A 14,797-nucleotide genomic window follows, 5' to 3' on the forward strand; every position below is an offset into this window, starting at 1 on the left:
ACAAAATTAGATGGTTTTTTCTTTCTCAAGAAAAAACGATTCACATTTCCCTTCGACAGTACTAACTGTAGCAGGTTCAATGGGTATCATCTCAGCCTAAAGCACCCCAAATGTCTTTATTATTTAATTACTGGGCTAGTATAACAGAAATTGAAAGCCCTAGCAAGATATTTGACTAGAAATTATATTTATATAGTTTGTGTGTTAATTCTTTTAATCTACATAAAAGAATTGAATTTATCCTATAATTCATAACCAATATCAAAAAATGCTAATTCCAAAGCAACTGCTTGATTCCAGCGTTCCTGAAGTTCTGATAAATCTTCTCGATTTTTCCCGATACGATTAAGTTCATCAACCAGAAATTGAACCCACTCTGCAAAGAAAGGACCTCTGTGGAGATTGATCCATTCCGAATGAATATAGGCTTCAGGTAGTGCCAAATCTTTAGAACCCCAGTCTAAATAGAGGCCTTCTGCAATGACCAGCATGACCAAAAGATGAGCATAGTCTGATGAATCCACTGCCGAATACATAAGATCCTGAAATGCCTTTGTTACAGGGTGCAGGTCCACTTCTAGATAGTCATGCTCTGCTACATTTAACTCTTTGAAAGCCTTTTGGAAATAACCGTCTTCATCTGCTTCAAGAAAGCCTAGTTGCTTGGCAAAACGAAGCTTGGATTCAAGCTGGTCTGCGTGTGCTACACAGGAACCCAGCATGGATAAGAAGGCATCAAAGAAGTGATAATCTTGAATTAGGTATTCTTTTAAGACCTTATTCTCAATTGTCCCCGCAAAAAGTTCCTGAACAAAACGATGATTGATTGCAGCATGCCAATCCTTCTGGCTGCTTTTTAATAATTCTCCAACAGTCAAACCTGGCTCAAATGCATAGTCTTGTGTTTCCATATTTACTTTTCCTCTCTTTACTTGTTCGTAATCAACAAAACACCAAGAAAATCCTAGTTTTACTTGACCTTTTTAAAGAAAATCAAGGGAGTTCAAGAAGAGCTACCTAAATGCTTTGTATCACCTTCATCCAGCTTATATAAACAAAAAAACTCCAATTACAGATAGGAATTAGAGTTTAGCTTACAAGATTAGATCGTTCATTTCGCCATACGAAAAAAACGTTTCACATTTCCCTTCGCCAGTCTTAACTGTATCAGGTTCAATGGGTATCATCTCAGCCTAAAGCACCCCAAATGTCTTTATTATTTAATTACTGGACCAGTATAGCAAAAAATGAAAACCCTAGCAAGATATTTGACCGAAAAATATCTTTATATAGTTTTTGATAGCGATTTATTCTTCCAATACACGAAGAAAAACCTCCACATTCAGTGGAGGCAATCATTTTATCAATACAATTTTAAGTCACGTGGGTCAACTGGGAAGGTTGGATTGTAAGGGTTATGACGGAGTTTGAAGTGTTTAACATCTTCAATAGTCTGAGTTCCAGACAATTGCATAACTGTCTTTAATTCTGCATTCAAGTGTTCAAAGACTTGACGTACACCGACACTACCGCCGAGGGCCAAGCCATAGATAACAGGGCGACCAATAGCTACCAAGTCTGCTCCTGAAGCCAAGGCTTTAAAGACGTGTTGACCACGACGAATACCTGAGTCAAAGACGATTGGCACACGTTTGTCAACTGCTTCTGCTACTTCTTGAAGTGAGTCGAAGGCAGCTGGTCCACCGTCAATTTGGCGGCCACCGTGGTTAGTTACCCAGATACCAGAAGCTCCTGCAGCAAGCGAACGTTCAACGTCCTCACGGCATTGTGGCCCCTTGACATACACAGGAAGTCCTGAGTATTCAGCGATAAATTCTACATCACGTGGAGACAAGCGTTGTTTAGCTGATTTGTAAACAAAATCCATTGATTTTCCAGCACCTTCTGGCAGGTATTCTTCAACAATCGGCATGCCAACTGGGAAGACAAAACCATTACGCTTATCAACCTCACGATTACCCCCTACAGTAGCATCTGCAGTCAAGACAATCGCCTTATAACCTTCAGCCTTCACACGGTCCATGATGTGACGGTTAATGCCGTCATCCTTACTAAAGTAAAATTGGAACCAATGAGGTGTCCCTTGAAGGGCTTCCGTAATTTCTGGAAGGTCTACAGTAGAGTAAGAGCTGGTTGTATAAAGAGACCCAAACTCATGCACACCACGCGCAGTAGCTACTTCACCTTGTTCATTTGCCAATTTATGAGCCGCAACAGGCGCCATAATGATTGGTGAAGACAATTTTTCACCTGCAAATTCAATCTCTGTACTTGGATTTTCTACATTGCAAAGTGTATGCGGAACGATAAGCTTGTGGTTAAAGGCACGGATATTCTCACGTAAAGTGAAAGTATCTTCCGCTCCACTAGCGATATAGCCAAAGGCTGCTTTCGGAATAACTTGCTGCGCCATGGGCTCCAAATCATAGGTATTGATGAAATCTACATGACCTTCTGCATTGCTTGTTTTGTATGACATAAAATGCCCTCCTTAATAAGTAAGCGTTTACTTTGTATATTACAAAAATATCTTAACTCTTTTTTCAAAACTTTTCAAATATTTTGTTTGGAAATTTCATACTTTATAGCATTTTACAGATATAATTAAAAATGATAAACTTTCTTAAGTTATAGAAATTCAAATACTCTTTTCATTTTCTACTATAAAAAAGAAATCAGGTAATCCTAGTGACTACCTGATTTTCTATGTTTTAAGCATTTTGCCAATTTTCTTGGTCTTCTTTAAAGCGTTTTAGAAGGTCGAGTCCTTCTGGCGTGATGTAACCTTCTTCTTGGGCTAGATGGATAAGCTCGCTATAGTTTGAAAGTGTCACCAATTTCACACCAGCATCCGCAAAGTTCTTATCTGCTTTTGGCAATTGGTAGCTGAAAATCGCTACTACTCCAAGCACATCTGCTCCTTCGCGTTTAGCGGCTGCTACGGCCTCGAGAACAGAACCACCAGTTGAAATGAGGTCTTCAACCACTACCATTTTTTGACCTTGCGCTACGCGACCTTCGATTTGATTACCAGCACCGTGGTCTTTTGGTTTGCTACGGATGTAGGCAAATGGCAGATTCATCTTGTCAGCAATGATGGCTCCGTGAGGAATCCCTGCTGTCGCAGTTCCTGCAATCACCTCAACCTCAGGAAAGGCTTCTTTGATAGCATTCACAAAACCATTTTCAATGAGGGTACGAGTTTCTGGATAGGCTAGTGTCACACGATTATCAGTATAAATGGGTGACTTGATACCAGATGCCCAAGTAAAAGGCTCCTCTGGTTTGAGGTAAACTGCTTGAATTTTCAAGAGGTGGCTAGCGATATCTTTAGCAAGTGTCATGGTATTCTCCTTTTATTTTTCTAATATATTCTTTAATTCCAGTTCTGTGTCCATTCATCTTTGATAGCATGATAAGCTACAACAGGATCCTCAGCTTGGGTAATGGGACGTCCCACTACGATATAGTCACTACCGATTTGATAGGCATCTGCTGGCGTCATCACACGTTTTTGATCTCCAACAGCAGCTCCCTGAGGGCGAATGCCCGGTGTCAGACAGATAAAATCTGGATTGGTAGCCTGCTTGATGAGTTGAACTTCCTGTGCCGAGCAAACGACACCATCCAAGCCCGCTTCAGCTGTCTTCTTGGCATAGTGGATCACAGACTCTTGCAGGCTTGTTTGGATATTTTGGAACTCCTGCATCTGGGCTTCTGACGTTGATGTAAGCTGCGTTACAGCGATCAATTTGGCTTGACTTCCAAGACCTTCACGCGCCGCCTTCATCATCTCTACACCACCAGCTGCATGAACATTGGTCATATCCACACCAAGCTGAGACAAGACCTTCATAGCTGATTTGACTGTATTGGGAATGTCATGCAACTTGAGATCCAAAAAGACACTGTGCCCCAGGCCTTTCAAGTAAGACACAATCTCAGGCCCCGTTGCGTAATAAAGCTCCATCCCTACCTTTAGATAAAGGCTTTCTTCCTCTGGAAAAAGAGCTAAGAATTCCTTGACCGCCTCAAAACTAGGAAAATCAAGAGCAATGACTGGACGATGTTCTCGCATAGGTTTCTCCTTTTACCTTTGCTAGTGAGAGAGTCTGGGCAACAGAAGCCACGAAAAAAGGAACCTGCCAACAGCAAGGTTCCACGAAAAATGGGTAGTCTCCACCCTTTCACCGTCTAACCTTAGCTGCCTCTCTGGACTGCTTTAAAGGTTTTTTACTATTCTATTATTTCTACTAGCACTTGTCAAGTAAAAACATGGTTACGTATGTGTCGTGATTTTTGAGAAATCCTAAATTTCCATATAAATACATGCAGATACACGAAAGGGCTAAACATTTTTGTATGCTCAGCCCTTGACAATGATTTTTTCTTATGCTATCATTTTAGTTGACTGAGTAATACAAGTGAGGTTTGTGTTACTCTGCGGAGTTGGAGGCTCATTTCCAACTCCTTTTTTCGTTGTTTTTATATCTCTATTATACCAAAATCAGGATAAATGTCAATTATTCCACGCCAAAAAAGCCCAAATCTCACTAGAAATTTTTGCTTATTTATATTTGTGTTTTCGTTAAAATTAGCACTTAAATTATTTCATCTTAAATATCTTTTCTATATTTTTATGTAAACGGGGAAGTTTGTAGTCTTTAGAGTCATTTTTAGGTCGAACACTATCCGCACTGATATGATCCAATGAAGTATACTTATCATAGTCCCTCTTCCATTCTCCAAAAAATAAATCTCTTAATTTTCCTTCACGTTCTAACAATATCATATTCGCTACGGCTATCCCACCTTCACTTGTCCAATACATCCCTCTATGTTTCATTCTATACGTTATTTTTCTATGCTGGCTCTCCATAATCCCAATACCTGACTTTGGAAGTCCTCTCATCTCCGCTGGTTTCGTATACTGAAAATTTCTAATTAATCTACTCGAATAATATTCAAATTTTTCTTGTCCTTCTTCACTACTAACCAAAGATTCTATAGTATCTAGTGAACGCCTTAATAATTTCTTATCATGCTCTCTAATAGCTTGAAATAAGTCTTCTCTCAACTCTCTCGGATAAGACTTTGTAAATTCTTTGATTTCTTTGTTCAAGTGATATTCGTCCCAAAAATGTTCATGCCTCTTAACATTAAATGATTTAGCAATTTCAGTAAATACATGTGGAGTATAACCCTTGCCACAGTCAGAATTGGTAACTAGTACAGTCTCATTTGTAATTTCATATTCATTTTCCAATAAATCTAACAATTCTCTACGAGCTAAGCGATTATCCAATCGGATAAGCTCTTTTTTATTTTCTAGCTCAAAACGATTTGGGCCAATCTGTTTAGAACCTGTATGGACTACAAAATGTGATAAATCCATATTCTTTTTTTCAGAATCATCTTCAGATGTTTTCACATATACACCATCTCCTTCTATGTAGATGATATCTGCTTTAATTTTTTCAATCTTCTTCTCTTCTTTAAAAAATCGATAATCATCCTTTTCTTCTAGTAATTGATTGGCTAATTTAACAACCTTATTGACGGTATCTTTAGTGACAGTTACATTATAAACCATCTCAATTGTCTCTCCTACCTGACGATAGGGTAGTTTTGTAGCTAGAACCGCAGCTTGATACAATAGTTCCTGTGAATGACGTACATTCTTTTCTAAGCCTAACATTTCATCAACTGGTATTCTACATTCACCATTCTTATACCAACGTTTTCTAGAAAAGGTCACTTCTCCAAATGTAAAAGCTACTGTACGTTCAGATTGATTTTTACAGCGATATCCTTTAGATCTCATACTAGAGCTTATCGACTCATCATACTGTGCAATATGCTGTAAAAAATTTTGTTTTGTCTTTTCTTGTTCCTGACTACTAAATCTCAATTCATCAAATTGTTTCATACAATTTTTCATTTCCCTTTCAATTCTTATGAAAATTGTATGATTTTTAAAACAAGTCATCAAATTTATTTTTGTTCCAAGAATAAAATAGGCTCTTTCTTTAAATTAAAATTAACGCCCTATTTATTATTGAAAAATACTAAAGTGATTTAATTGGGTATCAGAAATTCAACTGTTTCTATTTCAATATAAAAATAAAAGCCTGATATAAGAACCAGGCTCAGTACGGTTATCAAGATTATTATCTCGCAACCAATAGAAGGTATTTTACAACAAAAAATAACAGACTTTATAATTATATTTATATTTATGTTTATATCTGTAAATATAATTACAATCACTTTGTGATATCATAAATACCACCATGTACTTTCCCTTCTCTCTGCTAAGAGTCTCGTGATTAAATCCATAATTTCTCCTCGTAGCAATCAGATATAGTTATATCTGTTTTTTTATTGTAAACTTTCTAGCCACCTATCAAGATAATCTGATGCAGACTTTGCTCCGGCTGCTTTAGCAATCTCATCTAATTTTTTCCGATTGCTTGGTTTCAAAGTAAACTGGAATTGCTTTTTGCGTTCAAAACTTTCAAAGTTGGCTACATCTGAAATCCGCTCAGGTTGATGGGTTGCTTCAATAATCTGTGAAATCTCTTTTTCTTTTGGTGTGAATGCCATAACAATCTCCTTCTAATTATATTTATAATTGTATTTGTGTTTATAAATATAATTATATTGTATCATAAATTTTTGAAAAAGTCTGCCCCAGCTCAATGAAAAACTTTTTGTGTTTTTGATAAAGCTCAGGATTCTTCTCCATATCTGCAATAGAAATTTTATCAATCGTGGAATGATTGAATAACTCTTTTGCTGGTACAATTCCTAGAAGGTTATCTGTTCCCTTTTCTTTAGCTTCAAGTCCTAGGGCTTCCAGTAACTCTCTTGATGACCCATAGTTTGGTCGGATCATATTTGCTAAGAAATATAACTCAGCAGTAATGTATGATTCTCTTGTACGATAGTCAATTACATCCTTTCTGAATGCTTCTAACCGAGTTGATAAATTGAATTTGGCATTATAACCAAACTCTGAAGGAGTCAAGGGACTAATAATAGCATGACTGACCGCAACAGCATTTTTAGTAGCTGTCGCAAAGTCTGGTCTACAATCAATCAAGATATAGTCAAACTGATCCAACTTTTTCTTTTCGTAGTTATCCTCTAGCCAAAGATAAAGTAACATATTTTTCTTATCGCTGTTCTCCAGATCTCGTTCCACCGTATCAAGTTGAACTGAACCTGGAATGAGACTAACATTTTCCTTGACTTGCTTAATATCCACATCGCCTCCTTTAAAAGCATTGGCAATTGTATTCTTGCTCTCATAGATATTGTAACACTGAGTCAAATTACACTGATGGTCTAAGTCTATAAAGAGAACCTTATGACCTTTCTTAGCCAACCATTCCCCATAATTAAAAGTTAAAGTCGTTTTCCCAACACCGCCTTTGATAGCGGCAAATGTGATAATCTTCATTCTATTCTCCTTCTCTTTTTCTATACTTCTATTATACCATTATAATTATATTTGTCAACATGTTTATAATTATATTTATAATTATTTTTTTACAATGAAGTTTCTCTATCCTTACGCTGCTCCACATTTTTCTCAATGTCTTGATGTAGCTTATAATCTTTTGTAATTGATTCTACTCGTTGATACAAAGCCTGGCGCTCAAAGGTAGCCTCCTTAACAAGTTTATCAATCTCAGCTTTGCGAGTGCTAGGATCTACTCTCAAGCCTTTCAAAATATCAATAGCTAGTTTCACTTCCTGAGGATCGCTTGATTCCAATGCAAGAAACGTAGACTGAATTTTATTAAGCTCACCCAAGCGTTGATCTAATTTATCAAGCAAGTTATCTACTTCTTCCAGTTCCTCTTCAAAACGATTTAACAATTCATCAAATTGCTGTCCTTCTGTCACTCCATGAGCAGATAGATAATTATATTCACGAACAAGCTGATCCAAACTGGAGATTTTCGGATTTTTACGGACAATCATTTCTCCGTTATCATACGACAACTGAGAAGCGACTGTTTCTCCCTTCATATACCGATTCTTATCAGCGTGTTCAGGATTAATAAAATAGTAGAAATCATTTTTTCTGATAAAAATTTCATAAGATCCATCTTCTGATTTTTCAATTTGATGAGCTGGAATAAGAATGGTTCCCTTATTTCTAATCCCAAATTCCATTTCAAGATAGATTCCATTTTTTGTTTCTTCCATCACCTGCCATTCTTCAACTGTGATTCTCATTTCAAAATCATCTTCTCGTTCTGCCACCATCTTTTCATATTCAGATTTTATTTCATCAACAGATAAGGTCACCTCGTTAGCAACCACTCTCTCAGAAATTTTCTCTAAAGAATAATTTCCTTTTTTTGACAAAGTGCGATCCCTAACATTTCTGGTTTGATCCTGGTCAGTTAAACGATATTTTATTTCCTTCCCTGAAGTATCAACTATTAGATTTAAAGCTCGTGCCTTGATCTTAAAATCCTCTAAAGAAGTTGAGTGTTTCAAAAGAAAATCTATGCGTGATTTAATTTCATAACGAAATGAATTTTTCTTTCGGTAAGCATGATACGTTTTTCGATTAGTCCATAATCTCTCTTTGAGAATTTTAGCTCCAGCTAGGTCAGCGTACTTATTGGAAATATTAAATAGACTTCTAGCAGTATTTTTCTGCCAACGAAATTTGTTTAAGGTAACAGAGTTAGTTGAATTGAAAATAATGTGATTATGAATGTGTCCCTTATCCATGTGAGTCGCTATGACAAATTCATGTTGTCCACCAGTTAATTCTAAAATCGTTTTTCGACCAATCTCATGAATTTCTTGTGGAGTCAAATCATCTTCAGGAGAAAATGATTGGATGATGTGATGAGCCAACACTCGATTCGGATTTTGAATATCAGATAGTTCTTTTGTCCCTGTTCGTTGAGCCGCATTCTTTTTGGTCAATAGAAATTCTTCTGTTGCTGTACTCGCGTCTGTAATTCCATAAGTAGATACCAGTTGCTTGACTACTCGGCCATCTTTAACCACTGCTGGAAATTCAAGCTGTTCATCTTGTTCTAAGAAACTCGTTTTAGATGGATTCTCGATATAGCGTAAAGCATTATTTAAACTTTTCGTATCAGTCAGCTCGACCGTCTTTGCTTCGTCCTCAATATATTTTGTAGATCGTCCTAAAGAAGCTACTCCCTTTATCTGAAGAACTTTTGTTACAACCATCTGTCCTGTCCCTTTGTTTGATTTTCTTGTTTTTGGATAAACTGGCTGATTGTGTCTTTCAGATGTTTCTGCAATTCAAGAATCTGACTCAATTCATTGAGGCTAACTTGATCATCTTCGTTTACCTTTTTTGCGACCTGATTTATATTGACCCCTATTCGATTTATTTCCTTACGCAGTTCTCTCAATTCTTCAAAATTTAAAATTTTGACCTCGCCCATAATCAATAGGATTCGGGCAAAGGTATTAAAATTTGGCATTCCAGATTCTGCAACTTTAGTTGAAATAAACCGATTTTCTTCCTCAGTTAGTCTGATTAATTTTTGAACTGATCTTTTACGTTTTTCTCCATTTTCCAAAACATTACACCTCTATTCTGCTATTTTCTCTTGAGGGCCTCAGACCCCTTTTCTTCTGGCAAGATTAGCACTTGGATATCCAAATGCTGTTTTTAAAAAGGTCAAAGATAGTCAGGGTACCATCCCTGACTATTCTTGACTTTTTAAATCTTTGGGGAAATCCCCAATCCCCTAATCCCTGCAAGCAGGAATGTTATCCTATCACGAGGGAAAAGTTTAACTAAACTTTTAAGTCTTCTAGTAGAAACTCCATTGTATCAACTATCTCCATTTTAAGAATCTCGTCTTTTAGTTTTTCAAATCGTTCATCACTCATCCCTTCAATTTCTTTAAGTGCAATGGGATACATTTCTACTTCTTCTAGCTCATAGTTTGTTTTGATTCGCATATCTCTACGAAGAATATAGAGGCATTCTTTACGTGAAATGTGCTGATTGACTTCATTCACTTTTGGCGAATCTGTAGCCTCATCCTCAAAAAATATCTCCATTAAAAGATTAAAAGTTTCTTGTTTTAGATGTTTAATCATCTTCCGTTTCTCCTTTTTTGTTTTTCTTCCTACGAACTAATGCCTCCATTATTGAGGGCTGCTCAGGGACTTTTTTTCTTCCACCTGCTTTACAGCTTCCGCCTTTTGATTCCCCAACTGCTCAGATTTTTCTTTTGCCTGTTGGAGTTTATCAGCAAACTTATCTTTCGTAACAGTTTTATTTTTCACTAATTCTAACTTAGCATCCATCCGATCAATCAAACTTTTTGCTTCCTTCTGAACAACCTGCAGTTGTTCTACCATATCTTCAAAACCATTTTTATCTTTTGCCCAAATAGCCAAATATCCAAAACTGTAGCTACTCGTATCAAAACCAAAATGATTAGCTACGACATAAGCGACACTTTCAGCTTGTAATTCTTGCTTACGATATTGGTCGTCCCCATATTGGGCATTGCTTCCTCTATGTAAATCTGCATGAGCCATTTCATGAAAAATGGTTTTTAGAATCTGTTCTTGACCCTTTAATCCTTTTGAAATAACAATTCGATTTTCATCTGGAGAGTAATAACCATTTGTGCTCTCTCTGTTAATTTCTTCAAAACTAATCGAAACCTGATTATCCATTGAAACAGCTTTGGCTGCTCGGTACAAATCTTCATAATCTTTAACATCTCCAGTCAATTCATTAATTGCTTTTGGCAATTCTTTTCCTTCTGTTTGAGATACATCAAAGACATTCCCTAACTTGAATCGAGTAACTGTGACTTCCTTCTCTTCCATTTCATTCTCAGATGGAGAAAAACTCAACTCATTTTGATTAGCAGAAATCTTAGTTTTCACTTGATACGGAACCCAAATCTTCAGAGCTTTTGAGCCCTTTTTAACTGTCCTGTCAAAATCCGCTTTCCATTTATTAAAACTTGCAACACGAGAAACATTAGGATTTTGCATCTTCAGCAAATGAATATTGTTGAGTGAGTAGTTGTGAAACTTACTCATCGTTTCCAAGAACGATTTAAACTGTTCTGAATCTAAATAGTTCTTCATTCCCTCTTTCAAGTGTTCAGCTAAAGCTTTTGTATCTTTATTTGCGACTAACTGGGAAATGGTTTGTTCTGAACTGTTAGCAGCAATTGCATCGGTTATAATAGCTCCAGTTTCCGCTTCAACATCTGTCCTTCTTTCTCTATCTTCCTGTTTTTTATGAAGGTTAGAAGCATCGTTGTATGGATCTGTTCCTTGCAACATCTCATCAGAATTGGAAATACCATCACCATCCAAATCACGATCCCTCTCATCTTTTCGGTTATACTGATAAATTTTTTCGTATGGATTATCTGGTGTATTTTGCGAATCTTTGACTTGTAATTTTTCAAGTTCTTCTCGAACATTGGCAATAGTTTGTTCAACTTTTTCTGATAAATCATTCACTTCTTTTTGCCATTTTTCTACAAGAACTACTTGTTCCATTGGAGAATCCTTAACTCCCAACTTCTCAAACCAAGCAGATAGATTTTCGACCTCAACACTATCCATTCCATCAAAAGAAATAAATCCTAGACGACTATCATGACTACTATCTGTAAATCCAATTGGACTATTTTCCAAATCTCCAAACGGGAGTTGGGATAGAAGTTGATCTGCATAAAGAGCATCTTCCAAAGCGTAACTGAACTGAGAAATATCTAACTCACTCGCCAATCTCTCCAGATGATACTGATTGAATAATGCCCCATCTATCTTCATCAACTCTGGATGCTCTCGCATTTCTCGTGTACCAAGTCTTTCTTTGTGAGCGATTGGGTTAATCTCATCCCCAATATCGTAACGAATGCCATCCTGAATCAGTTCACCATCAGGGCTGTACAAGGCAAATTGAACCTTTGTAAAAGGGGTATAGGAAGCACCTTCTACCTGGTTCATTCGATTACTTACACTCGCATGATGTTTATCGTAATAGATATTATTCTGCTTATATAGCTCTTTCGCAAAAGACTGATAATCAACCAACTCTGCTTCACTAAAAGGTAAAATTGGCCCACCATCATGCTTTTCTGCCCATTGAAGGCGGACATTGTAGGTATTTTTGTCAATCTCATTTGGTTGAATTGCCTCAAACAAGCCATTTTCCATAATCGATTGCAATTCTTTGCCATCATTCTTGATGTAGTCCTCGTTTATCGATAGCTGTTCGATTCGACCGTCGCGGTCACGAAAAACACCAAGAATTATCTTTTCTTTTCCTTCTAGCTCATATGATAATGTTTCTTTTACTTTCATCAAAGAAGCAGGAACTCCAATCCCATCAATATCTCTTAGTGCAAGCAACAAATCCTTATCCTCAGACATAATTGCTTGAGATAAATCAATACGATTGAATTTTTCAATTTGAGATAAATCATCAAAATAGAAAGAACCTGCATCAATAATTGCTTCAAAGTCAGGTAACACTTGTAGTTTTTCAAATGCGGCTCCCCTATTAGCAATCATAATATTATCAAATTCCCCTCTTCCCTCCACAAAATCAAGTAGTGTTTGTTCTGGGGTTTGGTCATCTTTTATTGGAGCAATTCCTGTAAGGTGCATGAAATTCTCTTTATAAAAAGAAACAGATACTACTTTAATATCTTCTTCATCTTTAAAAAAATAGTACACCTTACTATCTGCTAGCGTATCTAAATACCAATTAGCTGTCTGTTGCAATTGAGGTGCATAACGATTCAACTTTCGTAATTCATTTGCTTTAATTGGGTGATAATTCGGTTTATAAATTGACTTATCCGCATCCAATATAGTAAAATGAAGTAAAGATTGAGACTGAGTTTGGTTCGGTGACGAGCCATCCAAAGGTTGCGATTGTTTCGCTTCAGGTAGAGGTGCTGCCTTCTGATAAATCTCAGAAAAATCCCCGAATTCGTTCTCAGTCTTCTTTATTTGCTCTTGAAGCTTCTCAAGAGCTTTTTCTATGCTCTGATTTTCTTCCAGCGCTCTACTAGAATCTCCAATAGGATCGGAAGGCTTTTCATAGATTACCGTTTTATCTCCATCAATGACCATCTGTTTTTTAGGTTCTACTGAGAAGCTAATATTATGCCAGTTTTGCCTCAGCCATTCTGCATCTTCGGAGGATAAATTACTAGTGTCTATGTTCAATTCAGAACTCTGATCGTCTTGCTTTTTTTGTTTGGACAGTAACTTGTTTACTACCTCTTTTTCCTCCTTCGTATTAGGGAGATATTGAGATGATTGTTCAAATTTTCCTTCTTCTGTCAGTTCGAAAGCAACTCGACGTAACCCTTTTACAAAGTAGATATTGGGATGTTCAGCCCATTGTTTGACCTCTCCAGAATCAATTATATCCTGTGTTTCTGGTTGAATAACGAATCCGTCATCTTTTTTAGAACTACTTGGTACATCCTCTGCTTCATACTTAGTCCCATTATCGTACGATTCTGACATAGTATTTTCTCTCCCTCTCTCTTGATGAATGATTGTTTGATATTTTTGACGGACTTCCTCCTTTGTCAGCTGGACATCTGACACAAAGGCTTTTACATCCTGTGTAGTTAGCTCTTGCGCTTTTGCAAGAGCTAGTTCCTTCTCAAAAAAGCCCTGGTAATGCCAGGACTTTTCATCTGCTATGTAAACGTGCGCAAGTTCCTTAGGAGCTTCATTCTCCCTCTTCAGGAAATCATTCCAATCTTCCTTCTCCTGGTCTCTATGAAGGATAGGTGGAATCGCAATCTGTACTGGAATCCCCTTTTCCTGCAGACTAGTTATAAATTTATGGCCAGCCATATCATTATCTACAGCCAAGGTAATCATATCCTGATGCTGACCGTCTTTAAAATAGTTTGTTGTTCTGACTACTAATTCTAGAGCTTTCCCTGTATTCTGATTGATTTGATAGGATTTATCATTTATCTCTGCGTACAATTCCATGAACCGTCTACTAATAATCCCATCTTTTACTCCATCCATAGCTACTAAGCGAACATCCTGAAGCCTATCCTTATGAAGCTCATAATAGCTCATTAGATCGATTGGAGCTTCCGCAAAGATCAAACGTTTTGGTGTTCCGATATCAATTGAAAATCCTAGTTGTCCGTCTGAATTTCTCATAATTTGTTTTAGGCGTCCACGTTCAGGATAGTGCTCCCGATTCTCTACTATTCCCTGAAGACTCGCTCCAGCTAAAAAGCCTGTGTTGTCCTTATACTTAAAGACAATCACAGGCTCAAAATAGTCTCCTTTTTTTCGAATTGCTTCCGCTATACTCCCTTGGCTAATAAAGAAGTTAATCGTATCATCTGAAAGGCCTCTCTGTGCCTTCAAATAGCTTCTAGAGGCGCTGAAATCCTGACGCTCATATCTTTCCAAGTGATAGCTAAAAGGTTCTTTTGTGGCCGTCTGAGCTTCTACATCGACTGCCTTAAATTCTCCAGTTTCTAAAAAATGCATCGCTTCCTTGTAAGAAACACCTCGTATGGTTTGAACTAACTGAATGACATCTCCAAATTCAGTTCTTGAGTTCCAATAAAATTCATTTTTCTTTGTATCTATTACAAACGAATCATGTTCTACCCAGTTATAGCTATGGCTCCCTGTACGCTTTAACTCCATACCTAGTTGTTCTGCAACAGAAATAATAGATAATCTTTTGGCTTCTTCTTTGCTTAACACCATTTGTTAT

The 14,797-nt window shown here is 37.0% G+C and carries 11 protein-coding genes and 2 riboswitches; all 11 genes read right to left on the reverse strand.

What is annotated here, in order from left to right; translation table 11 throughout:
• Positions 1-30: 30 nt before the first annotated feature.
• Positions 31-119, reverse strand: a riboswitch (TPP riboswitch).
• A 123-nt stretch (positions 120-242) separates the two neighbouring features.
• Positions 243-911 (reverse strand): TenA family protein, encoded by a 669-nt coding sequence (locus N8L33_RS01330; RefSeq protein ID WP_261058094.1) that lies wholly within the window; start codon positions 909-911, stop codon positions 243-245.
• Between the two features lie 216 nt (positions 912-1,127).
• A riboswitch (TPP riboswitch) is annotated at positions 1,128-1,216 on the reverse strand.
• Between the two features lie 147 nt (positions 1,217-1,363).
• Entirely contained in the window at positions 1,364-2,500 is a 1,137-nt protein-coding gene (gene lctO / locus N8L33_RS01335; protein ID WP_000120723.1) for an L-lactate oxidase, read from the reverse strand.
• A gap of 232 nt (positions 2,501-2,732) precedes the next feature.
• Positions 2,733-3,365: an orotate phosphoribosyltransferase gene (gene pyrE / locus N8L33_RS01340; RefSeq protein ID WP_261058095.1), complete on the reverse strand. Its 633-nt coding sequence runs from the start codon at positions 3,363-3,365 to the stop codon at positions 2,733-2,735.
• A 32-nt stretch (positions 3,366-3,397) separates the two neighbouring features.
• Entirely contained in the window at positions 3,398-4,099 is a 702-nt protein-coding gene (gene pyrF / locus N8L33_RS01345; protein ID WP_261058096.1) for an orotidine-5'-phosphate decarboxylase, read from the reverse strand.
• A gap of 528 nt (positions 4,100-4,627) precedes the next feature.
• The gene (locus N8L33_RS01350; RefSeq protein WP_075230630.1) at positions 4,628-5,950 is read right to left on the reverse strand and encodes an ISLre2 family transposase; all 1,323 of its coding nucleotides are present in this window, start codon (positions 5,948-5,950) and stop codon (positions 4,628-4,630) included.
• A 452-nt stretch (positions 5,951-6,402) separates the two neighbouring features.
• Complete coding sequence (locus N8L33_RS01355) at positions 6,403-6,627, reverse strand: hypothetical protein (RefSeq protein ID WP_261044056.1); 225 nt, start codon at positions 6,625-6,627, stop codon at positions 6,403-6,405.
• Positions 6,628-6,679: 52 nt separating this feature from the next.
• Complete coding sequence (locus N8L33_RS01360; RefSeq protein WP_261044054.1) at positions 6,680-7,486, reverse strand: ParA family protein; 807 nt, start codon at positions 7,484-7,486, stop codon at positions 6,680-6,682.
• A gap of 89 nt (positions 7,487-7,575) precedes the next feature.
• Positions 7,576-9,252, reverse strand: coding sequence for a relaxase/mobilization nuclease domain-containing protein (locus N8L33_RS01365; protein ID WP_261044046.1), 1,677 nt, complete (start codon positions 9,250-9,252; stop codon positions 7,576-7,578).
• Positions 9,243-9,611: a plasmid mobilization protein gene (locus N8L33_RS01370; protein ID WP_261044045.1), complete on the reverse strand. Its 369-nt coding sequence runs from the start codon at positions 9,609-9,611 to the stop codon at positions 9,243-9,245. Before N8L33_RS01370 ends, N8L33_RS01365 begins: the two co-directional genes overlap by 10 nt.
• 220 nt (positions 9,612-9,831) lie before the next feature.
• Complete coding sequence (locus tag N8L33_RS01375; protein WP_261044034.1) at positions 9,832-10,140, reverse strand: hypothetical protein; 309 nt, start codon at positions 10,138-10,140, stop codon at positions 9,832-9,834.
• A gap of 48 nt (positions 10,141-10,188) precedes the next feature.
• Positions 10,189-14,790, reverse strand: a complete 4,602-nt coding sequence (locus tag N8L33_RS01380; RefSeq protein ID WP_261058097.1) for a PBECR4 domain-containing protein — start codon at positions 14,788-14,790, stop codon at positions 10,189-10,191.
• Positions 14,791-14,797 lie beyond the last annotated feature (7 nt).

The organism is Streptococcus mitis (assembly GCF_946188695.1).
Lineage (GTDB): Bacteria > Bacillota > Bacilli > Lactobacillales > Streptococcaceae > Streptococcus > Streptococcus mitis_DF.

Coding starts and splice junctions, on each gene's coding strand:
- lctO (WP_000120723.1), bottom strand. CDS start 2,500: ATGTCATACAAAACAAGCAATGCAGAAGGTCATGTAGATTTCATCAAT.
- N8L33_RS01350 (WP_075230630.1), bottom strand. CDS start 5,950: ATGAAACAATTTGATGAATTGAGATTTAGTAGTCAGGAACAAGAAAAG.
- pyrE (WP_261058095.1), bottom strand. CDS start 3,365: ATGACACTTGCTAAAGATATCGCTAGCCACCTCTTGAAAATTCAAGCA.
- N8L33_RS01360 (WP_261044054.1), bottom strand. CDS start 7,486: ATGAAGATTATCACATTTGCCGCTATCAAAGGCGGTGTTGGGAAAACG.
- N8L33_RS01355 (WP_261044056.1), bottom strand. CDS start 6,627: ATGGCATTCACACCAAAAGAAAAAGAGATTTCACAGATTATTGAAGCA.
- N8L33_RS01330 (WP_261058094.1), bottom strand. CDS start 911: ATGGAAACACAAGACTATGCATTTGAGCCAGGTTTGACTGTTGGAGAA.
- N8L33_RS01375 (WP_261044034.1), bottom strand. CDS start 10,140: ATGATTAAACATCTAAAACAAGAAACTTTTAATCTTTTAATGGAGATA.
- pyrF (WP_261058096.1), bottom strand. CDS start 4,099: ATGCGAGAACATCGTCCAGTCATTGCTCTTGATTTTCCTAGTTTTGAG.
- N8L33_RS01380 (WP_261058097.1), bottom strand. CDS start 14,790: ATGGTGTTAAGCAAAGAAGAAGCCAAAAGATTATCTATTATTTCTGTT.
- N8L33_RS01365 (WP_261044046.1), bottom strand. CDS start 9,252: ATGGTTGTAACAAAAGTTCTTCAGATAAAGGGAGTAGCTTCTTTAGGA.